The following is a 20,841-nucleotide window of genomic DNA, read 5'->3' on the forward strand; positions in this document are numbered from 1 at the left end:
TTGATACGACAGCATCGCGCCACGCGCGATGCCCCAAGCTGTGATGCTACCGGTCAACCTCGCCGAACACGATGTCCTGTGTCCCGATGATCGTGACCGCGTCGGCGATCATGTGACCGCGCGCCATCTCATCGAGCGCGGATAGATGCGCGTAGCCGGGCGCGCGGATCTTCAGCCGGTACGGCTTGTTCGCGCCGTCCGACACCAAATAGATACCGAACTCGCCCTTCGGGTGCTCGACGGCGACGTACGCTTCGCCCTCGGGGACGTGCATACCTTCTGTGAAGAGCTTGAAATGGTGGATCAGCTCTTCCATGTTCGACTTCATGTTCAGCCGCGACGGCGGCGCGACCTTGTAATTGTCGACCATCACCGGGCCCGGATTCTTACGCAGCCATGCAATACACTGTTTGATGATTCGGTTCGACTGGCGCATCTCCTCGATGCGCACGAGATATCGGTCATAGCAGTCGCCGCCCGCGCCGACCGGAATGTCGAAATCGAGCTGGTCATATACTTCGTACGGCTGCTTTTTGCGCAAGTCCCATTCAACACCCGAACCACGCAGCATCGGTCCGGTCATGCCCAGTTGCAGCGCACGCTCCGGCGTGACGACGCCGATGCCGACCAGCCGCTGCTTCCAGATCCGATTGTCGGTCAGGAGCGTCTCATATTCATCGACGCAGCCAGGGAAGCGATTCGTGAAGTCTTCGATGAAATCGAGCAGCGAACCTTGGCGGTTCTCGTTGAGCCGGGCGAGCGCCTTTTCGTTGCGGATCTTCGAGGCCTTGTATTGCGGCATCACGTCCGGCAAATCGCGGTAGACGCCACCCGGCCGATAGTACGCCGCGTGCATGCGCGCGCCGGACACCGCCTCGTAGACGTCCATCAAGTCCTCGCGCTCGCGGAACGCGTACAGGAACACTGCCATCGCGCCGACGTCCAGCGCGTGGGCGCCAATCCACATCAAGTGATTCAGGATCCGCGTGATCTCGTCGAACATCACGCGGATGTACTGGGCCCGGAGCGGCACGTCGATACCGACGAGCTTCTCGATCGCCATCACGTACGCGTGCTCGTTGGCCATCATCGACACGTAGTCGAGGCGGTCCATATACGGCACCGACTGGAGGAACGTCTTGTGTTCGGCGAGCTTTTCGGTTGCGCGATGCAGCAAACCGATGTGCGGATCGGCACGCTGAATCACCTCGCCGTCCAACTCAAGCACGAGGCGCAGCACGCCGTGCGCTGCCGGATGCTGGGGACCGAAGTTCAGCGTGTAGTTCTTGATGTCAGCCATGTTCGCGGGCTTACTAGAAATTCAATGACTCGGACGGACCGCTTGCGCGAGCGCATGCGGTCCGCAGCCGGCCGGGCAGGCGCTCAGTGCTTGAGGCCGCCATAGCGTTCTTCGCGAATCACGCGCGGTGTGATCTCGCGCGGCTCGATCGTGACAGGTTGGTAGACAACGCGCTTTTCTGCCGCGTCGTAGCGCATCTCGACATAGCCGGACAGCGGAAAATCCTTGCGGAACGGGTGGCCGATGAAACCGTAGTCAGTCAGGATCCGACGCAGATCGGGATGGCCTTCGAACACGATCCCATACAGATCGAACGCCTCGCGCTCGTACCAGTTCACCGAATTCCACACATCGATCAGTGACGGCAGGATCGGCACGTCATCATCCGGCGCGAAAACCCGCACGCGCAGCCGCCAGTTGTTACGGATCGACAGCAGGTGCGACACCGCGGCAAAGCGCGGACCGTCGTATGCGCCATCGCCGTACGTCGAATAATCGACGCCGCACAGGTCGGTCAATTGCTTGAAGCCGAGCGTCGGGTCATCACGCAACCGCGTCGCGACGTCAATCAGATCGCTGGCGGCGACGACAATCGTCAATTGCCCGAGCGACTCCGTGGCGCTTTTCAGCTTGTTGCCGAGCGCCTTGTCGAGGTTCGCCTTCAGGGTCTCGAGTTTGTTTGCCATGTGGGGGGGCTCCGCGTTACTGTCGGGCGATAGTGTTAGTGCGGCGGATCTTCGCCTGCAACTGGATCACGCCGTAGACCAGCGCCTCGGCGGTCGGCGGGCAGCCGGGCACGTACACGTCAACCGGCACGATCCGGTCACATCCGCGCACGACCGAGTACGAGTAGTGATAGTAGCCGCCGCCATTCGCGCACGAGCCCATCGAGATCACCCAGCGCGGCTCGGCCATCTGGTCATAGACCTTGCGCAGCGCAGGCGCCATCTTGTTGCACAGCGTACCGGCCACGATCATCACGTCGGACTGACGCGGACTCGGCCGGAACACGACACCGAAACGGTCCAGGTCATAGCGTGCGGCACCGGCATGCATCATCTCAACCGCGCAGCAGGCGAGCCCGAACGTCATCGGCCATAGCGAACCGGTCCGCGTCCAGTTGATCAGCTTGTCAGCCGTCGTGGTGACAAAGCCTTCCTTCAAGACCCCTTCGATACTCATTGCTTTCGACTCCAGACGGGCAGCAAGCGTTGCGCCCGACATTCAAGCGTGATTTGCGTTCATTCCCAGTTCAGGCCACCCCGTTTCCAGATATAGGCGAAGCCCAGCAGGAACTCGAGCAGGAAAATCATCATCGCGATGAAGCCCGGCCAGCCGATGTCGCGCAGCGCAACGCCCCAAGGGAACAGGAAGGCCGTTTCCAGATCAAAAATGATGAAGAGAATGGCAACCAGGTAGTAGCGCACGTCGAACTTCATGCGCGCGTCTTCGAACGCCTCGAAACCACACTCGTACGGGGAATTCTTGTCGCTGTCCGGCTTGTTCGGACCCAGGAGCTTGCCGATACTGACCAAAGCAATCCCCAAACCGAGGCCCACGAGAAGAAACAGCAGGACGGGGAAATAGGCAGCGAGGTTCAAGACTATCCTCTATCGGTTGGTTCAAGGTGTCGGCCGGTCCGACCGCCCCGACCAGGATACTGCGCGGATGCGCCACTTCGACGTCGCCACACCGCAACGCAAGCAGCGCTCAAAAAATAAATGCCAGCCGAAGCGTAAATGCAAGCGGCTGGCATTGGATAACGTTGGTGCCGACGATGAGACTCGAACTCATACGGCTTGCGCCACTACCCCCTCAAGATAGCGTGTCTACCAATTTCACCACGTCGGCACTGTCTGCAATCCGGGCGGCCACTCGGAGCATGAACCCTTCGTTACCACTGTTACCGCGAATCGCTTCAAGACTGAGATTGTAACTGGGTTAGGTCGTTTGTTCAACGCACAAAATACGTTTTTCTATCCGCCGCGGGAAACATAGTTTTGCCAACTTCCGCGTTATTTCGGCACATCCTGTCCCGGCGTGGACACGCCCGCGGACGGTGCCGCGCTGCTCGGCACCGCGACACCGGAGGCCACTCCCGAACCCGCTGCCGGCGCGCTCGCCGCCAGTGACGCCGCACCGCCTAACAAGCCACCGCCGGCCTTCGGGCGGTAGCTCCCCAGCGCCGTCAGCGCGAGCGTGCTGACGAAGAACACGGTGGCGAGGACCGCCGTGGTGCGCGACAGGAAGTTGGCCGAGCCGCTAGCACCGAACAGACTACCCGATGCCCCGCTACCGAATGCCGCACCCATGTCGGCACCCTTGCCGTGCTGCAGCAAAACGAGCCCAATCACGCCGAGCGCCGACAGCACCTGCACCACGATCATCAACGTCTTCAAAAACAACATTTGCATCACCTAGAATGAGCCGGATCCCCGGCGAGTGCCGCGGCCGCCGCCGCGCCGATCGCAAGGAAATCGGTCGCGGATAACGATGCGCCACCAATCAGGCCGCCGTCGATATCCGCCTGCGAAAACAATTCCTGTGCATTACCCGGCTTCACGCTACCGCCGTACAGCAGCGGCACCTGCGCCCCTGCCTTGGCCGTGAGCTGCGCCCGCAACGCGGCGTGGACCTGCTGTGCTTGCTGCGCCGTCGCACTCTGACCAGTACCGATGGCCCAGACCGGCTCGTATGCCACCACCAGCCGTGCCACGTCGGTCTCGTCCAGCGCGTCGAGCACCGCTGCAAGCTGCGCACGCACGACGCTGTCGGTCTGCCCGGCCTGCCGCTCATCCAGCGTTTCGCCGACGCAGACGATCGGCGTCATACCGGCCTCGAGTGCACGCCGCGCCTTGGCCGCCACCAACTCCGACGATTCCGCATGCAACGCGCGGCGCTCCGAGTGGCCGACGATCGCCAGCGTCGCACCAAACTCGGCAACCATCGGGGCGGCGACCTCACCGGTATACGCGCCCTGCGTATGCGCGGACACATCCTGCGCGCCATATGCGATGGGCGTACCGGCAAGGCGCGCCTGGGCCTGGGCGAGATACGGATGCGGCACACACACGCCGAGCCGCACCTGCGGCCCGAGTGTCGCCACGCGTTGCACGAGCGCGTGCAGCAGCGCATCGTTGTCAGCGACGCGGCCGTGCATCTTCCAGTTTCCGACTACCAGCTTCGATCGTTGTTGCTTCGACATGGGTCTCGTGGATCTGTGCGTGCACGCGTCAATCAATAAGCAAAAGCCGTGCACAAACGCGCAATTCTACTGCGCGGCGCGAGTCGCGGTCAAACCGGCGTGACTCACCAAGTCAGCACGATTTTTCCGATGTGCTCCCCCCTCTCCATCATCGCGTGCGCCGCGGCCGCCTGCTCGGCTGGAAACACCTGGTGGATCACCGGCTTGATCGCGCCCTGCTCGATCAGCGGCCACACCCGCTCGTGCAATTGCGCAGCGATGGCGGCCTTGAACGCCACCGAACGCGGCCGTAGCGTCGAGCCAGTCAATGTCAAGCGCCGGCGCAAGACCTCACCCAAGTTGATCTGCGCGTTGGCGCCGCCGAGCAACGCAATCAGCACGATGCGGCCACCGTCGGCCAGCGTACTCAACTCACGGCCCACATAGGCGCCGCCCACCATGTCCAGGATTACGTCGACACCGCGATCATGGGTCAGCGATTTGACGACGGCGACAAAATCTTCGGTCTTGTAGTTGATCGCGCGCTCGGCGCCCAACGCCTCGCACGCGGCGCACTTCTGTGCGTTGCCGGCCGTGGCGAACACCCGATGACCGAGCGCATGCGCGATTTGGATCGCGCTTACCCCGATACCACTAGAGCCGCCCTGCACCAGCAGCGCCTCCTGGGGGCCGCCCTCGCCCGCGCCCAACCGGCCGCGATCGAACACATTGCTCCAGACGGTGAAGAACGTCTCAGGCAACGACGCGGCCTGCACGTCTGACAAGCCCGCTGGCACGGGCAGGCACTGGGCCAGCGGCGCGCTCGCATACTGCGCGTATCCGCCGCCTTGCACCAGCGCGCACACGCGCTGCCCGCGCGTTAGGCCAAACGGATTATTTGCGCCGTCGAGATCGCCCTCGACGATTTCGCCGGCGATTTCCAAGCCGGGGATGTCCGACGCGCCCGGCGGCACGGGGTAATTGCCCGTGCGCTGGAAAACGTCCGGGCGGTTCACCCCGGCTGCCGCCACCTTGATCAGCACTTCGCCGGGCTTAAGCGCCGGCATGGGACGCTCACCAGGCTTCAACACCTCGGGCGCACCGTATTCGGTAATCTCGATCGCTTTCATGCGGAACTCCGCGTCGCCAGGTTGCCAACGATGATAAGGAGAAACGGCCGGCAGCGCGCGAAGCACTCCGGCCGTGCGAACCGAATGCGGCACGGCGGCGCCACGCGCGCGATCTTGCTAGACCCGCGCGTGGTGACTGACCGCCACCCCGCCCGCGTTACTCCTGCTCCGCCGACGGCGTCGCGGGCCGCGACGCGGGCGGTGTCGCGGGCGGCGTAACCGGCACCTCGTTGAGCAGCGCCTTCACGGACAACCGTACCCGGCCCTTCTCGTCGGTCTGGATCACCTTGACCTTCACCTGCTGGCCTTCCTTCAGGTAGTCGTTGATGTCCTTGATCCGCTCGTTCGCGATCTCGGAAATATGCAGCAGGCCGTCGCGCCCCGGCAGGATGTTCACGATCGCGCCGAAATCCAGTAGCTTCAGGATTGCGCCCTCGTAGATTTGGCCAACCTCCACTTCCGCCGTGATGTTCTCGATACGCTTCTTCGCCTCGGCCATGCCCTCGGGGCTTGTGCTCGCGATGGTCACAACACCGTCGTCGGAAATGTCGATCGTCGTGTTAGTTTCCTCCGTCAGCGCCCGGATCACCGAGCCGCCCTTGCCGATTACGTCGCGAATCTTTTCCGGATTGATCTTCATCGTGATCATCCGCGGCGCAAACTGCGACAGCTGCATGTTCGTTGACGGCACAGCCGAAGTCATCTTATCCAGGATGTGCAAGCGGCCTTCCCTCGCTTGCGCGAGGGCGACCTGCATGATTTCCTTCGTGATGCCCTGGATCTTGATGTCCATCTGCAACGCGGTCACGCCCTGCGCGGTACCTGCCACCTTGAAGTCCATGTCGCCCAGGTGGTCTTCGTCGCCCAGGATGTCGGTCAGCACCGCGAACTTGTTGCCCTCCAGGATCAGCCCCATCGCGATGCCCGCCACGTGCGCCTTCATCGGCACACCCGCGTCCATCAACGCCAGGCAGCCACCACACACGGACGCCATCGACGATGAGCCGTTCGACTCGGTAATCTCCGACACGACACGGATCGTGTAGCCGAACTCGTCATCGCCCGGCAGGCACGGGACGAGCGAGCGCTTGGCAAGCCGGCCGTGACCGATCTCGCGGCGCTTCGGTGAGCCGACACGGCCTGTTTCGCCGGTCGCAAACGGCGGCATGTTGTAGTGCAGCATAAACCGCTCGCGATATTCGCCTTCGATCGCGTCGATGATTTGCTCATCGCCCTTCGTGCCGAGCGTGGCCACCACCAGCGCCTGCGTTTCGCCTCGGGTGAACAGCGCTGAGCCGTGCGCGCGCGGCAGCACGCCGGTGCGGATTTCAATCGGACGCACGGTGCGCGTGTCGCGCCCATCGATACGCGGCTCGCCGTTCAGGATCTGACTGCGCACGATCCTCGCCTCGAGATCGAACAGGATGTTGCCGACCGTCGCGGCATCGACGACGGCCGTGCCGGCTGCCACGGATTGTTCGGCCAGCTTGGCCGTGACCGCCGCATACACTTCTTTCAGCTTGGCCGAGCGCTGCTGTTTCTGCCGGATCTGGTATGCCGCTTGCAACTCGGCGAGCGCCAACTCCGTCACGCGCGCAATCAGCGCTTCGTCCTTCGGCGCCGGCTGCCAATCCCATTCAGGCTTGCCACCTTCCTTGACGAGGTCGTGAATCGCGTCGATCGCCACCTGCATCTGTTCATGACCGAACACGACCGCGCCAAGCATTACCTCCTCCGGCAACTGATCCGCTTCGGACTCGACCATCAGCACCGCACGCTCGGTGCCGGCGACCACCAAGTCCAGCTTCGATGCCTTGGACTGCGAGCGGGTCGGATTGAGCACAAACTGATTGTCAATATAGGCAACACGCGCCGCGCCGATCGGCCCATTGAACGGAATACCGGAGATTGCCAACGCCGCCGATGCACCGATCATCGCCGGGATGTCCGCCGGAATGTCCGGGTTGATCGACAGCACATGGATCACGACCTGCACTTCGTTGTAGAAGCCTTCCGGGAACAGCGGACGCAGTGGGCGGTCGATCAGCCGCGAGATCAGCGTCTCGCCCTCGGAAGGACGGCCTTCGCGGCGGAAGAAGCCACCCGGGATCTTGCCGGCCGCATACGTCTTCTCGATGTAGTCGACGGTCAGCGGGAAAAAGTCCTGGCCCGGCTTGGCCGACTTGGCCGCCACCACCGTCGCGAGCACGACGGTGTCCTCAACATCGACAATCACCGCACCGCTTGCCTGACGGGCGATCTCGCCCGTTTCGAGCCGCACGTTGTGCTGGCCCCATTTGAATTCTTTGACGATCTTATTAAACATTTTCACTCCTTCGAGACGCCGCGCATGCGCGCGGCCGGTCCATCGACCGTTCCCCAACCCTTGCCGGCCGCTCGAAAACAGGGAAGTGTTATGCCATTCCAGCGCGACAGCGGCACTGCTGCCGCGCTGGAATGACACAAAACCCCGCCTCGCTTGCCGGACGGTCGCACGCGCATAGGCGCGTGCGGAACACCCATCACACCGGAAACGCTAAAAACAAAATGCCTGCATCAGCATGCTGACGCAGGCATCTTTTGCAAGTTGCAGGCAAAAGTCTGCAATCGAGCTGCTTACTTACGCAGACCCAACTTCTCGATCAGCGCACGATAGCGGTCGGCATCCTTTGCCTTCAGGTAGTCGAGCAACTTGCGACGGCGGCTCACCATGCGCAGCAGGCCACGACGGCTGTGGTGATCCTTCATATGGGCCTTGAAGTGCACCGTCAACTCGTTGATACGGCTCGTGAGCAGCGCGACCTGCACTTCCGGGGAACCGGTGTCATTTGTGCCGCGCGCGAATTGCGCGACGACTTCCGATTTGTTGATATTCGCTACAGGCATGATTTTCCTTTATCAATCAACAGGCGGTCACGGAAGAAAGGCCGTGCCGTGAGTTTGCAGCAAGACATACATTGTAGCACAGCCGGGGCACGCTAGGATCAGCGCACACGGCGCATCTGGCACGTGTTAGCCGGCACCGTCTGCTCGGGCGTGAGTGTCAGCAGCGTGCGAAAACCATAGCCGGAACCTTCATTATCAAAGCGCACGTGTGCGGTACCCGCCTTCTCCATCTGCATGACGTAAAGGGGCTGGATCAGTTGATGATCGTCAGCACGCATCCACGATGGATGGAAACCACTGTCGTAGCCGGCGCGCGAGCTTTCCAGCGCGGTCGCCACCGCCCGTGCGTCGTCCGAGCCGGCGCGCGTGAGCGCGCGAGCCAGCATGTCAATCATCACGCTGATGCGCAACAACGGATAATCGTCCGACGGCGCAGGATATCGCGCCCGAAATGCCGTGTAGAACGCATCAGACGCCGCCCCGCCCACATTCGGATGCCAGTCTGCCACCGCGATCACGCGGCCCACGCCGGCATCGCCCAGTGCCGCCGGCGCACCGAGGCTGTTACCGTAGAAGGTGTAGAACCGCAGCTTCAGGTTCTGCTCGCGCGCCGCGCGCACCAGCAGCGTCAGATCGTTGCCCCAATTGCCGGTCAGCACCGCGTCGGCGCCGCTCGCCCGGATCTTCGCCAGATACGGCGCAAAGTCCTTGACCCGCCCCACCGGCACGAACTCGTCGCCCACGATCGCCACGTCGGGCCGCTGCGCGGCGAGCGCCGAGCGGGCCAGCGAACTCACCTGGCGGCCGAAGCTGTAGTCCTGGTTAAGTAGATAGACCTTCTTGAGCGACGGGTCGCGGCGCATTACCTCGGTCAACGCGTTGATCCGCATGCCTGCGTGGGCGTCAAAGCGAAAATGCCAGAAGCTGCAGTCGGCTTCGGTCAGCGCCGGATCATCGGCCGAGTAGTTCAGCAACAGCATGCGGCGACTCGGTTCGCGCGCATTGTGTTTGTTGATCGCGGCGACCAGCGCCGCGGCCACCGCGGAGCTGTTGCCCTGCAGCACGAAAGCAATCCGCGCGTCGGCAGCGGCGCGCAGCTGCACCAGCGCCTCGTCCGTGGCCCCCCGGCTGTCCAGCACCACCAACTGCAACGGATGCGCGCCGTCTCGCAGCATCACCCCGCCGCGGGCGTTGACCCGCTCGATCGCAAAGCGCAAGTTACGCTCGACTGCCGCGCCCGCATTCGCAAAGGCGCCGGACATCCCTTCGATTAGCGCGAGCCGCACCGGCGCGCCGGTCGGCCCGCCGGCGGACAGCGCACGCTGCCCCGGAACCGGGTCGGGCGCGGCCGCCACGCCCGCGGCGTTTGCTTGCGCGTGCGCCGCGCAGGCAAGCGTCATCGACATCGGCAACACGACGGCTGCGGCGCGCAAGCGCCGCCACCCGGCACGCACGGACTGCGCGAGGCGCCCATGCGCACGGCGCGCCACGGCCAGAGGCCCGCCCGCCGGCAAGTCACCTACATGTTCGTTCATCCGATCCTGTCCGCACCCCTGGCTGCTCATCCGGTCCTCGCCGTTCACATCAAAGCGCGGATCATAGGCCAGCGCGCCCTCGCACGGCAAGGCCGGTGCGATCTTTTGCGTCAATGCATGTCAAAATTGCTGCAACGGAAAAAGGAGTTCGGACCATGTCATTATTGGATTCGCTCGCGTGGCCGGCCTGGGCCGCGCCCGCTCGAGTACGAATCGCCGCCGGTCTTGCCATGCTGGCGCTGTGCGGTTGCGTACAGCCGTGGCAGCGTTTCAAGCCCGGTGACGATGCGCCGATGCTGATCGCACGGCTCGGCGCCCCCCGCGAAGTGTATGACCTGCCCAATGGAGGTAAGCGGCTGATGTGGCCGACCCAGCCGATGGGCGAGACGACAACGGCGGCCGACGTTGACGGCACGGGCAAGGTCGTCAACGTGCGACAGGTGCTGCAAAACAGCGAATTCTACCAAGCGGAAATCGGCAAGTGGACGAAGAACGATGTACTGATCCGCTTCGGCAAGCCGGAGGAAACCGCCTATTTCCCGCGGATGAAGCGGGAAGTGTGGAGTTATCGCTATATGGATGACGGTGTCTGGTACCAGTTGTACCACTTTTACTTCGACGATGCCGGTGTGTTGCGGCTCACGCAGAAGACGCCTGACCCGCTGCACGATCCAGAGCGCCGGCACGCCCCGTTTTAGCGGCGCCACACTAGCGCGGGCGGCGACCACGCCGATGTTGGCGGCGCACGACGGTGCCTGTCCAGGCGCCCGCGCCCTGACAAGCAGTGCCGCACGACACGGCCAGCGCCACGCGCCGCGTGCCACAGATGGCGACGTGTGACGCATGGTACAGATGACGGCGTGCGACGCGCGGCACGGATGGCGGCGTGCGGCCACACCGCTACGAGTGCTGCGGATTGAGCTTTTCGGCGTTCGGATCAAGCTTGTTCAACGCCGCAATATAGGCCTTTGCCGATGCAGCGACGATGTCTAGGTCGGTGCCAACGCCATTGACGATACGCCCCGCCTTCGACAGCCGCACGGTCACCTCGCCTTGCGCCTGCGTGCCGGTTGTGATCGCGTTGACCGAATACAGTATCAATTCCGCACCACTATTGACCCGTGACTCGATCGCATGCAACGTCGCATCGACCGGACCGTTGCCGTGCGCCTCGCCGGTCGTCTCACTACCGTCAATGCAGAACACCACCATCGCGTGCGGCTGCTCGCCGGTTTCCGAACGCTGCGACAACGACACGAACCGATAGGTCTCGTGACCATGCGCGGCATTGGCCTCCTCGCTAACGATCGACAAGATATCCTCGTCGAAGATCTCCGTCTTGCGATCAGCCAGTTCCTTGAAGCGCGCGAACGCGGCGTTCAGTTCCGCCTCGCTGTCCAGCGCCACGCCCAATTCCTGCAGCCGCTGCTTGAACGCGTTGCGGCCCGACAGTTTGCCGAGCACGATCTTGTTTGCGCTCCAGCCCACGTCTTCCGCGCGCATAATCTCGTACGTGTCTCGTGCCTTGAGCACCCCGTCCTGATGAATCCCCGACGCGTGTGCAAACGCGTTGGCACCCACCACCGCCTTGTTCGGCTGCACCACAAAGCCCGTCGTCTGCGACACCAGCTTCGAGGCCGGCACGATCTGCGTCGTGTCGATGCCCACCTCCAGCCCAAAGTAGTCACGGCGCGTCTTCACCGCCATCACCACTTCCTCCAGCGACGTGTTCCCGGCCCGCTCGCCAAGCCCGTTCACCGTGCACTCAATCTGCCGCGCGCCGCCTAGCTTCACCGCCGCCAGCGAGTTCGCCACCGCCATGCCCAAATCATTGTGGCAGTGCACCGAGAATACCGCCTTGTCTGAGTTTGGTACCCGTTCGCGAATCTGCCGGATCAGTGCCGCATATCCGTCCGGCACCGCATAGCCAACGGTATCCGGAATGTTGATTGTGGTGGCACCCTCCGCGATTACCGCCTCCAGCACCCGGCACAGGAAATCCATGTCCGAGCGGCTGCCGTCCTCCGGCGAAAACTCGATGTCGTCCGTGAATTGCCGGGCAAAACGCACTGCCAGCCGCGCCTGCTTGTACACTTGCTCCGGCGTCATGCGCAGTTTCTTTTCCATATGCAGCGCCGAGGTCGCGATGAATGTATGGATCCTGAACCGCCCCGCCGGCTTGAGCGCGTCGGCCGCACGCGCGATATCCTGGTCGTTGGCGCGCGCCAGCGAGCAGATCACGCTGTCCTTGACTTGCGAGGCGATCGCCTGAATTGCGTCGAAATCCCCGTTTGAACTGGCCGCGAAGCCCGCCTCAATCACATCTACCTTCATGCGCTCGAGCTGTCGCGCAATGCGGATCTTCTCCTCCTTCGTCATCGACGCGCCCGGCGATTGCTCGCCATCACGCAACGTCGTATCGAATATGATCAACTTGTCTGCCATGTCAGTCTCCGGGCTCGAATCAGTGGGGGCAAGCGGCAACATCATCGGCGCCACCGCAGGTGACGCCGGCGCGAACAGGCGAGACAAAGCGGGGGCGGGATCGATTCAGCGCGATAGACGCGCCAACGCCGGCGCGTGGGATAGCGCGCCAGCCGGTAGGGATGGTAGAAGCCATGCAGCCATATACATTCGGCCAACTATAGCGTCAATCAGGCCAACGTGCAATGCGACCTGACCGTGTCATCGCGCCAATAGCCGGCGACTATGGCCGCTTGTCCGCGCGGTGCTCGTTGTCTTTGTTCGCGCAGTGTTCGTTGTCGCTCCCCTTGTCCGCGATGCGCTCGCTCGTGGCGGATCTTTCCGCCGCGCGCGCCCTATCCGGCTCCTTGTCCGTGACGTGCTCGTGGGCAGCCGGCTTGGCAGTACCCGACGCGACCGGATTAGGCTTGCGCGACATCGCACGCCACATCCACAACACATAGCCGGACAAACCGTACACCACGAACAGGCCAAACAGCATCAGCGGCGGATCGGACGACACGAGCACAAATGCGACCACGACCAGCAGGATCGCCGCAAACGGCACCCGATGCCGGACGTCGAGCGCCTTGCCGCTGTAGAACGGCGCATTGGAGACCATCGTGACGCCCGCGTAGATCGTCAGGCCGAATGCAACCCACGGCAGCCAGCCGAGCTTGAGCGGCACCCGGTTATCGGTGGCCAGCCATACGAAGCCGGCCACCAGCGCGGCAGCGGCCGGACTCGGCAGGCCCTGAAAATAGCGCTTGTCGACCACGCCGATGTTCGTATTGAAGCGTGCCAGGCGCAGCGCGGCGCCAGCGCAATAGACGAATGCGGCAAGCCACCCCCAGCGGCCTAGATCTTTTAGCACCCACTCGTACATCACCAGCGCCGGCGCGACACCAAACGACACCATGTCCGACAAGCTATCGAACTGTTCGCCGAACGCACTTTGCGTATGCGTCATGCGCGCCACGCGGCCGTCCATGCCATCCAGCACCATTGCGACGAAGATCGCGATCGCGGCGATCTCGAAGCGCACGTTCATCGCCTGCACCACGGCGAAGAAACCACAGAACAATGCAGCGGTTGTGAACGCATTGGGCAGCAGGTAGACGCTGCGCTTGCGCAGCAATTGTTGGCGCTCGGCCCGCAAGCTGCGCCGCGCGATCTGCTCCTGCACCGTGCGGTTGCGCTGGAACGGCCGCGCCAGACGCGGCCCGCCCGCACGCGGGCGTCGCGGTTTAAAACCAGCCATCAAGCCCTCCTTGCGTCGCTCAAAGCTCGGCCAGGATCGTCGCCGACGCCTGCACCTTCTCGCCGATCGACACCCGCGGCTTGCTGCCCAACGGCAGATAGACGTCCACGCGCGAGCCAAAGCGGATGAAGCCATAGCGCTGGCCGCGGGCAAGCGGCTCGCCAGTGCGCACGTAGCACAGGATGCGCCGAGCGATCAATCCGGCCACCTGCACCGAGGTGACGAGGTGATTGTCCGCGGTCTGCAGCACGATTGCGTTGCGCTCGTTCTCCAGCGACGCCTTGTCGATTGCGGCGTTCAGGTAGGCGCCGGGGAAATACTCGACCTGGGTCACCGCACCGTCAACCGGCGAGCGTTGCGAATGAACGTTGAACACGTTCATGAACACACTGATCTTCAGCGCGTCGCGGTTCACGTACGGATCGTGCGCCGTCTCAACCGCGACGATCCGTCCGTCGGCCGGGCACAACACGGCATTGGGCTGTTGCGGCACCGGCCGCTGCGGATCGCGAAAGAACTGCACGACGAACAGTGTCAGCAGCCAAAAAGGCCACGCCCAGCCGAAGCCCACGAATGCATGGATCAGTAGCGTCACGACGAACGCGACAGCGATGAAGGGCCAGCCTTCGCGGGCAATGATCGGGTGAGGATAAGTCATATAGGCAACGCTAGTTCCAAGAAAATAGAAGGATAACAAACCCCGGCCGCCTGTCGCGGCGCGCGGCCTGCGCGCTAATAAAGAAAAGCCGCCCGGGCATAGCGCCTCGGGCGGCTCAAACGCGCGATGGCACGCGCGTGGTACAAGCGCGCGAGATCAGTTCTTCGACTGGTCGACCAGCTTGTTCTTCGCGATCCACGGCATCATCGCACGCAGCTTCGCGCCCACTGTCTCGATCGGGTGCTCGGCCGTCAGGCGCCGCCGCGATTGCAACGTCGGCGCGCCGGCGCGGTTCTCGAGGATGAAGCTTTTCGCGTACTCGCCGGTCTGGATATCACGCAACATATCCTTCATCACCTTCTTCGTCTCGTCGGTGATCACGCGCGGGCCGGTCACATATTCACCGTACTCGGCGTTGTTCGAGATCGAGTAGTTCATGTTCGCAATGCCGCCTTCATAGATCAGGTCGACGATCAGCTTCAACTCGTGCAGACATTCGAAGTACGCCATCTCGGGCGCGTAGCCTGCCTCGACCAGCGTCTCGAAGCCGGCCTTGATCAGCTCGACCGTGCCGCCGCACAGCACGGCCTGCTCGCCGAACAAGTCGGTCTCGGTTTCCTCACGGAAATTCGTCTCGATGATGCCCGCACGGCCACCACCGTTGGCCACCGCGTACGACAGCGCGATGTCGCGCGCCGCGCCCGACGTGTTCTGCGCGACCGCGACTAGATGCGGCACGCCGCCACCCTGCGTGTAGGTCCCGCGCACCGTATGGCCCGGCGCCTTCGGTGCGATCATGATCACGTCGAGGTCGGCACGCGGTACCACTTGGCCATAGTGCACGTTGAAGCCATGCGCGAACGCGAGCGCCGCGCCTTGCTTGATGTGTTCATGCACGTCGCGCTTGTAGACGTCGGCGATTTGCTCGTCCGGCAGCAGAATCATCACGATGTCGGCACCCTTCACCGCTTCGGCCACTTCCTTCACGGTCAAGCCAGCGGTCTCAGCCTTCGCCCACGACGCGCCGCCGCGACGCAGTCCCACCGTCACATCTACACCGCTGTCGCGCAAGTTCAGCGCGTGCGCGTGGCCTTGCGAGCCGTAGCCGATGATCGTGACTTGCTTGTTCTTGATCAACGAGAGATCGGCGTCCTTATCGTAATAAACTTTCATGTGATTTCCTTCGCGTATTGTCGCTTCAATTCAGAGTCCATTGTCCCCGGTGCCACGCCGCTTGCCGCGGCACCAGACAGGTCAGCAGGTCAGACCTTCAGGATCCGCTCGCCGCGGCCGATGCCCGAACCGCCGGTGCGTACCGTCTCCAGGACCGCCGTGGCATCGATCCCGTCGATGAACGCGTCGAGCTTGTCACTCGCCCCGGTCAACTCGATCGTGTAGGTCTTCTCGGTGACGTCGATGATGCGGCCGCGGAAGATATCCGACATCCGCTTCATCTCCTCCCTTTCCTTGCCGACCGCCCGCACCTTAATCAACATCAACTCGCGCTCGATGTGGGCGCCCTCGGTCAGGTCGACCACCTTCACCACCTCGATCAGGCGGTTCAAATGCTTCGTGATCTGTTCGATCACGTCGTTCGAGCCAATCGTCACGATCGTCATGCGCGACAGCGAGCGGTCCTCGGTCGGCGCAACGGTCAAGGTTTCAATGTTGTAGCCACGCGCCGAGAACAGGCCGACCACGCGCGATAACGCACCGGGTTCATTCTCCAGCAGCACGGAAATAATGTGTCGCATCTCGTTTCTCTTTCCAGTTTCGATGTCCCTGCGCCCGGCACCGCCCGCGGCACGCTGCGCGTCGCTCGTCGCTCGTCGCGTGTGGCAACGCGTGCAGCACCGCCTGCGCGCGCACCGACGCGCGCTTCGTCAGAGGTCCTCTGCGCCAAGCAACATCTCGGTGATGCCCTTGCCGGCCTGAACCATTGGCCAGACGTTCTCGGTCGGGTCGGTCTGGAAATCGAGAAACACGGTACGATCCTTAAGCCGCAATGCCTCTTTCAACGCCGGTTCAACGTCCGCCCTGCGCTCGATGCGCAGGCCGACATGGCCATACGCTTGGGCAAGCTTCACGAAGTCCGGTAGCGCGTCCATGTACGAATGCGAATAGCGCCTGTTGTACTCGAGTTGCTGCCACTGCCGGACCATGCCCAGGTAGCGGTTGTTCAGCGACACGATCTTGATCGGCGTTTCATACTGCTTGCACGTGGACAGCTCTTGAATGCACATTTGGATCGAGCCCTCGCCAGTGATGCACACCACGTCAGCGTCCGGATGCGCCATCTTCACGCCCATCGCGGCCGGCAGACCGAAGCCCATCGTCCCGAGCCCCCCGGAATTGATCCAGCGGCGCGGTTTGTCGAAGCGGTAAAACTGCGCCGCCCACATCTGGTGTTGACCGACGTCCGAGCACACGAACGCGTTACCGCCGGTCAGCTCGTGAAGCTTCTCGACGACGTACTGCGGCTTGATGATCTCGCTGTCGCGGTCGTACTTCAAGCAATCGCGGGCGCGCCACTGCTCGATCTGCTGCCACCACGCGTCCAACGCAGCGCCGTCCGGGCCGTGCGGTGCGGCTTGCAATTGCTCGATCAATTCCTTGAGCACTTCCTTTACGTCGCCCACGATCGGGATGTCAACCTTCACTCGCTTGGAGATCGACGAGGGGTCGATATCGATATGGATGATCTTGCGCGGCGCACTCGCGAAATGCGCAGGGTCGCCGATGACGCGGTCGTCGAAGCGGGCACCGATCGCGATCAGCACGTCACAGTGCTGCATCGCCATGTTGGCCTCGTACGTGCCGTGCATGCCGAGCATACCGAGGAATTTGCGATCCGTCGCGCGATAGCCACCCAGGCCCATCAGCGTGTTGGTGACCGGGTAGCCGAGCAGGTCCGCGAACTGGTTCAACTCGCGCGAGGCCTCGGCCAGGATGATTCCCCCGCCGGTATAGATGTACGGGCGCTTTGCGGACAGCAGCAATGCGACCGCCTTGCGGATCTGGCCCGAATGGCCCTTCGTGACCGGGTTGTACGAGCGCAGCGCGATGTGCTTGATCGGCTCGTAGTGGCACGGCGCCTTCGACACATCCTTCGGAATGTCGATCAGCACCGGCCCGGGACGGCCGCTTTGGGCAATGTAGAACGCCTTTTTGACCGTCGCGGCGAGTTCGTGCACGTCCTTCACAAGAAAGTTGTGCTTCACACACGGCCGCGTGATCCCGACCGTGTCACATTCCTGAAACGCGTCCTGGCCGATTGCCGCCGTCGGCACCTGGCCGCTGATAATCACCAGCGGAATCGAGTCCATGTACGCGGTGGCGATGCCGGTCACCGCGTTCGTTACACCCGGCCCGGAGGTCACTAGGCACACGCCGACGTTGCCGGTAGAGCGCGCGTAGGCGTCCGCGGCGTGCACCGCGGCTTGCTCGTGGCGCACCAGCACGTGCTGAATCTTGTCCTGCTTGTACAGTTCGTCGTAGATGTAGAGTACCGAGCCGCCCGGATATCCCCAGATGAATTCGACATTTTCATCAGCGAGCGCGCGCATTAGCACGGTCGCGCCGATCGAACCGGTTTCGGTTCCAGCAACAGGGGAGATATCCGACGTGGGGCATTCCGCGCTTGGCATATTCATCGTTCACCTTTCGAATTTTCGGCAAAAAATTGATCGGGGGCTCTCTGCCGGGCTTGTGGCACGGGTTCAAGCGGCGCGTCTTAAAGAAAAAGCGAGCTTCGTGAGCATCGCCTCAATGAGACAATCACAGCGTATTGCGAATCTATAACCATATCGGGTCGCATAATAAGGGTCAAGCAAAAGATGCTAGCTTCCCACAGGGCCCTGTTTTTTGCTAGCATCCGCGGGTTTTGACGTTTTTGTTGTGTTGGTGCGCCCCGAGGGCGCGGGCTAGCCAGCAATTCACTTTCCGCGCGTCGCCTGCCGCGCCGAATTCCACACGGATGGCATCAGACAAGGAACTCGCCGATTTCCTGGCGGGCGTCGAAAGGCGCGCATTCAAGCATGTCGCGTATGCGGTGCGCGATGACGATGCCGCGCTGGACGTCGTCCAGGACGCCATGATCAAGCTCGCCGAGAAATACGGCGAGCGGCCTGCGGCCGAACTGCCGCTGCTGTTCCAGCGCATCCTGCAAAACGCGACCAACGATTTCTTTCGCCGCCAGAAGGTGCGCAACACGTGGGTCAGCCTGTTTTCGTCACTGGGCAACGGCGATGACGACGAGTTCGACGTGCTGGAAACCTACGAAGCCTCGGACAATGCGACCGCGGCCGAGAACAGCGCCGAGCGGCTCGAGCGGGAGCAGGTGCTCGCGCTGATTGACGAGGAAATCCAAAAACTGCCCGCGCGTCAACGCGAAGCGTTTCTAATGCGTTATTGGGAAGATATGGATGTCGCCGAAACCGCCGCCGCGATGGGCTGCTCGGAGGGCAGCGTCAAGACCCATTGCTCGCGGGCCACGCACGCGCTGGCTGCCGCGTTGAAGGCGAAAGGAATCACACTATGAGCTTCGCACCGGAAACAAAAGAAATCGAATTCGCACTGAAAGTGCGCCGAGCGCTCGACGAGCGCGCGGCGCGCCTGCCGCGCGCGACAACTGACCGGTTGGCGGCCGCGCGACAGGTAGCGCTGGCGAGAAAGAAACCCGATACCCGCACGCGGCCGGTATACGTGCCGGCGCTAGCCGGCGCCGGCAACATGCCGACGACGCGCGCCGGCGGCGCGCACAAGCGCGCCCGCTGGAGCCGCCTGGCCCTGGTCTGGCCGCTACTGGCGCTGGTGTGCGGGCTCGCCGCGATCCGCTACTGGGAAAACCAGCAGCACCTAGCCGACATCGCCGCCATCGACGCAGCCATGCTCAGCGACGAGTTGCCGCTGTCCGCCTACGTGGACCATGGCTTTCACGCGTATCTGTCGCGTGGGCACTGACACGCCAACCAGGAGCAATGTCGGATGAGCAACAAGCGCGATTGGGCTGTGGTTTATGCGGGTGTGATGGCTGCGCTTGTCGCATTCGTGGCAACCTATCCGCGCTTTCACCCGGCATCGTCGTCCCGCGCGTCGCCGTCTGACGCCGCGCCAGCGCCAGTCGGCAGCGGCGTGGCAGCAGTGACAGGCCACGCCGCTGCCGACATGACAGCCCATGCGATTAACCCACTGTCCTGGGCCCGCCTTACCGCAGCGCAGCGCGACGCGCTAGCGCCGCTGGCCCCCCAATGGGATCATTTCAGCGACGAGCGCMAGCGCAAATGGCTGAAAATCGCAGCCAGATATCCGAAAATGCGCATAGAAGAGCAGCAGCGACTGCATCAACGCATGGCCGAGTGGATCCGCATGACGCCGGAGCAGCGGCGCGTCGCGCGTGAAAACTACCAGTTGTCCAAGGAACTCTCCGTACAAGCACGCGAGAAGGCGTGGAGCGCCTATCAGCAATTGCCCGACGAATTGAAGCGCAAGCTGGCGGCCGCCGAGAAAGCACGGCGCCCGACCGTAGTTAGCGCGCCGCCGAGCGGTAAGCGTGAAATCAAGGACTTGGGCAAGCTTGAGCGCTCGCGCGAACGCGCCGATGCCGCCGCGGCCGCGCCACGTGCCGGCGCGTCGGCAAGTGCGGCAACAGGCGTCCCGGGCACACCACCCGGCGTCAATCCAACACCGTCGGCGTCGGCCGCTGCGTCGACATCGCCCCCAGCCGCTGGCTCACCAACCGAGCCGGAAAAGCCGGCGCAGTCGGTGCCGTGGTTCTTCAACGATCACGCGCAGTGAATCCGCCGCGTGAACACCTGCGTCATAGCCGCGCCCCATCGCTGTGGCACCGCCTGCTGTGCGCGGTCTACGAAGGCGTGATCCTGTTTGGCGTCGTCTTCATTGCCGGCTACCTATTCAGCACGCTGACCCAGCAACGCAATGGATTGACGTATCACAATCTGTTGGCCGGCTGGATCGTTCTCGTCGTCGGCGCGTATTTCATCTGGTTTTGGACCCATGGCGGCCAGACATTGCCAATGAAAACTTGGCGACTACGGCTCGTCGACCATACGCTCGCACCGCTCGGGATGGGGCGCGCGATGCTGCGCTACGTGCTTGCCTGGCTATGGTTCCTACCGCCGCTGGCGCTCCATTCGATGTTCGGTGGGTCGGTGCCGCACACACTGCTCGCGCTGTTCGCGTGGATGGCGCTATGGGCCAGCACGCAATGGCTGGATCCGGATCGGCAATGGTTGCATGACCGGCTGGCTGGCACCCGCATTGTCGCTGCCCCGTAATAAGAACGTCTTGTGATTGTCGCGTCAAACGCGCCGCCTGTTGCCAACGCCGATGACGGCTCCGGCACACATCGATACCGCTTCCTGTTGCACGATATTGAACGCTCCCGGCCTGGCGGGCCGCTGCC

20 protein-coding genes, 1 tRNA gene and 1 pseudogene are annotated in these 20,841 nt (G+C 63.0%); 5 read left to right on the top strand and 17 right to left on the bottom strand.

What is annotated here, in order from left to right; genetic code table 11:
- Positions 1-46: 46 nt before the first annotated feature.
- The 11 genes from RBRH_RS09065 to RBRH_RS09115 all read right to left on the bottom strand — a co-directional run bounded on the left by RBRH_RS09065 (position 47) and on the right by RBRH_RS09115 (position 9,906).
- The gene (locus RBRH_RS09065) at positions 47-1,300 is read right to left on the bottom strand and encodes an NADH-quinone oxidoreductase subunit D (protein ID WP_013435906.1); all 1,254 of its coding nucleotides are present in this window, start codon (positions 1,298-1,300) and stop codon (positions 47-49) included.
- Positions 1,301-1,383: 83 nt separating this feature from the next.
- The gene (locus RBRH_RS09070; protein WP_013435907.1) at positions 1,384-1,986 is read right to left on the bottom strand and encodes an NADH-quinone oxidoreductase subunit C; all 603 of its coding nucleotides are present in this window, start codon (positions 1,984-1,986) and stop codon (positions 1,384-1,386) included.
- A gap of 16 nt (positions 1,987-2,002) precedes the next feature.
- A complete protein-coding gene (locus RBRH_RS09075; protein ID WP_006052903.1) occupies positions 2,003-2,482 on the bottom strand; it encodes a NuoB/complex I 20 kDa subunit family protein in 480 nt (159 codons plus the stop codon).
- Between the two features lie 59 nt (positions 2,483-2,541).
- Positions 2,542-2,901, bottom strand: coding sequence for an NADH-quinone oxidoreductase subunit A (locus RBRH_RS09080; RefSeq protein WP_013435909.1), 360 nt, complete (start codon positions 2,899-2,901; stop codon positions 2,542-2,544).
- Positions 2,902-3,066: 165 nt separating this feature from the next.
- A tRNA-Leu gene (locus RBRH_RS09085) sits at positions 3,067-3,151 on the bottom strand.
- 164 nt (positions 3,152-3,315) lie between these two features.
- Positions 3,316-3,708, bottom strand: a complete 393-nt coding sequence (gene secG / locus RBRH_RS09090) for a preprotein translocase subunit SecG (RefSeq protein WP_041754396.1) — start codon at positions 3,706-3,708, stop codon at positions 3,316-3,318.
- Positions 3,709-3,713: 5 nt separating this feature from the next.
- The gene (gene tpiA / locus RBRH_RS09095) at positions 3,714-4,505 is read right to left on the bottom strand and encodes a triose-phosphate isomerase (protein ID WP_041753727.1); all 792 of its coding nucleotides are present in this window, start codon (positions 4,503-4,505) and stop codon (positions 3,714-3,716) included.
- A gap of 104 nt (positions 4,506-4,609) precedes the next feature.
- Entirely contained in the window at positions 4,610-5,614 is a 1,005-nt protein-coding gene (locus RBRH_RS09100; protein ID WP_041753728.1) for an NAD(P)H-quinone oxidoreductase, read from the bottom strand.
- Positions 5,615-5,771: 157 nt separating this feature from the next.
- Positions 5,772-7,946, bottom strand: coding sequence for a polyribonucleotide nucleotidyltransferase (pnp, locus tag RBRH_RS09105; protein ID WP_049786472.1), 2,175 nt, complete (start codon positions 7,944-7,946; stop codon positions 5,772-5,774).
- Positions 7,947-8,230: 284 nt separating this feature from the next.
- Positions 8,231-8,500 carry a 30S ribosomal protein S15 gene (gene rpsO / locus RBRH_RS09110; RefSeq protein ID WP_013435914.1) on the bottom strand — a complete coding sequence of 90 codons (270 nt, stop codon included), beginning with the start codon at positions 8,498-8,500 and terminating at the stop codon, positions 8,231-8,233.
- Positions 8,501-8,598: 98 nt separating this feature from the next.
- Positions 8,599-9,906 (bottom strand): branched-chain amino acid ABC transporter substrate-binding protein, encoded by a 1,308-nt coding sequence (locus RBRH_RS09115; protein ID WP_173362433.1) that lies wholly within the window; start codon positions 9,904-9,906, stop codon positions 8,599-8,601.
- A gap of 359 nt (positions 9,907-10,265) precedes the next feature.
- Here RBRH_RS09115 and RBRH_RS09120 point away from each other — a divergent pair, with 359 nt between their 5' ends.
- Complete coding sequence (locus RBRH_RS09120; protein ID WP_173362434.1) at positions 10,266-10,733, top strand: hypothetical protein; 468 nt, start codon at positions 10,266-10,268, stop codon at positions 10,731-10,733.
- 202 nt (positions 10,734-10,935) lie between these two features.
- Here RBRH_RS09120 and RBRH_RS09125 read toward each other — a convergent pair whose 3' ends face one another.
- From RBRH_RS09125 to RBRH_RS09150, 6 genes and pseudogenes are all read right to left on the bottom strand, one after another.
- Positions 10,936-12,480: a 2-isopropylmalate synthase gene (locus tag RBRH_RS09125; RefSeq protein ID WP_041754403.1), complete on the bottom strand. Its 1,545-nt coding sequence runs from the start codon at positions 12,478-12,480 to the stop codon at positions 10,936-10,938.
- A 427-nt stretch (positions 12,481-12,907) separates the two neighbouring features.
- Positions 12,908-13,759: pseudogene (pssA, locus tag RBRH_RS09130) on the bottom strand (CDP-diacylglycerol--serine O-phosphatidyltransferase); the annotation flags it as partial.
- A gap of 19 nt (positions 13,760-13,778) precedes the next feature.
- Positions 13,779-14,417: a phosphatidylserine decarboxylase gene (locus RBRH_RS09135; RefSeq protein ID WP_041753730.1), complete on the bottom strand. Its 639-nt coding sequence runs from the start codon at positions 14,415-14,417 to the stop codon at positions 13,779-13,781.
- 156 nt (positions 14,418-14,573) lie between these two features.
- Positions 14,574-15,590, bottom strand: a complete 1,017-nt coding sequence (gene ilvC, locus RBRH_RS09140) for a ketol-acid reductoisomerase (RefSeq protein ID WP_013435921.1) — start codon at positions 15,588-15,590, stop codon at positions 14,574-14,576.
- A gap of 89 nt (positions 15,591-15,679) precedes the next feature.
- Positions 15,680-16,171 (bottom strand): acetolactate synthase small subunit, encoded by a 492-nt coding sequence (gene ilvN / locus RBRH_RS09145; protein ID WP_013435922.1) that lies wholly within the window; start codon positions 16,169-16,171, stop codon positions 15,680-15,682.
- Between the two features lie 129 nt (positions 16,172-16,300).
- Positions 16,301-18,070 (bottom strand): acetolactate synthase 3 catalytic subunit, encoded by a 1,770-nt coding sequence (locus RBRH_RS09150; RefSeq protein WP_013435923.1) that lies wholly within the window; start codon positions 18,068-18,070, stop codon positions 16,301-16,303.
- A gap of 323 nt (positions 18,071-18,393) precedes the next feature.
- Between RBRH_RS09150 and RBRH_RS09155 the strand changes: the two genes are divergently transcribed.
- From RBRH_RS09155 to RBRH_RS09170, 4 genes are read left to right on the top strand one after another with little or no spacing between them, the layout of a single operon-like run.
- Complete coding sequence (locus RBRH_RS09155) at positions 18,394-18,957, top strand: RNA polymerase sigma factor (RefSeq protein WP_041753731.1); 564 nt, start codon at positions 18,394-18,396, stop codon at positions 18,955-18,957.
- Positions 18,954-19,379, top strand: a complete 426-nt coding sequence (locus RBRH_RS09160) for a DUF3619 family protein (RefSeq protein WP_013435925.1) — start codon at positions 18,954-18,956, stop codon at positions 19,377-19,379. The genes RBRH_RS09155 and RBRH_RS09160 overlap by 4 nt, the downstream gene beginning before the upstream one ends.
- Positions 19,380-19,403: 24 nt before the next feature.
- Entirely contained in the window at positions 19,404-20,213 is an 810-nt protein-coding gene (locus tag RBRH_RS09165; RefSeq protein ID WP_013435926.1) for a DUF3106 domain-containing protein, read from the top strand.
- Complete coding sequence (locus RBRH_RS09170) at positions 20,210-20,713, top strand: RDD family protein (protein ID WP_041753732.1); 504 nt, start codon at positions 20,210-20,212, stop codon at positions 20,711-20,713. Before RBRH_RS09165 ends, RBRH_RS09170 begins: the two co-directional genes overlap by 4 nt.
- The last annotated feature ends 128 nt before the right edge of the window (positions 20,714-20,841 follow it).

The organism is Mycetohabitans rhizoxinica HKI 454, from assembly GCF_000198775.1.
Classification (GTDB): domain Bacteria; phylum Pseudomonadota; class Gammaproteobacteria; order Burkholderiales; family Burkholderiaceae; genus Mycetohabitans; species Mycetohabitans rhizoxinica.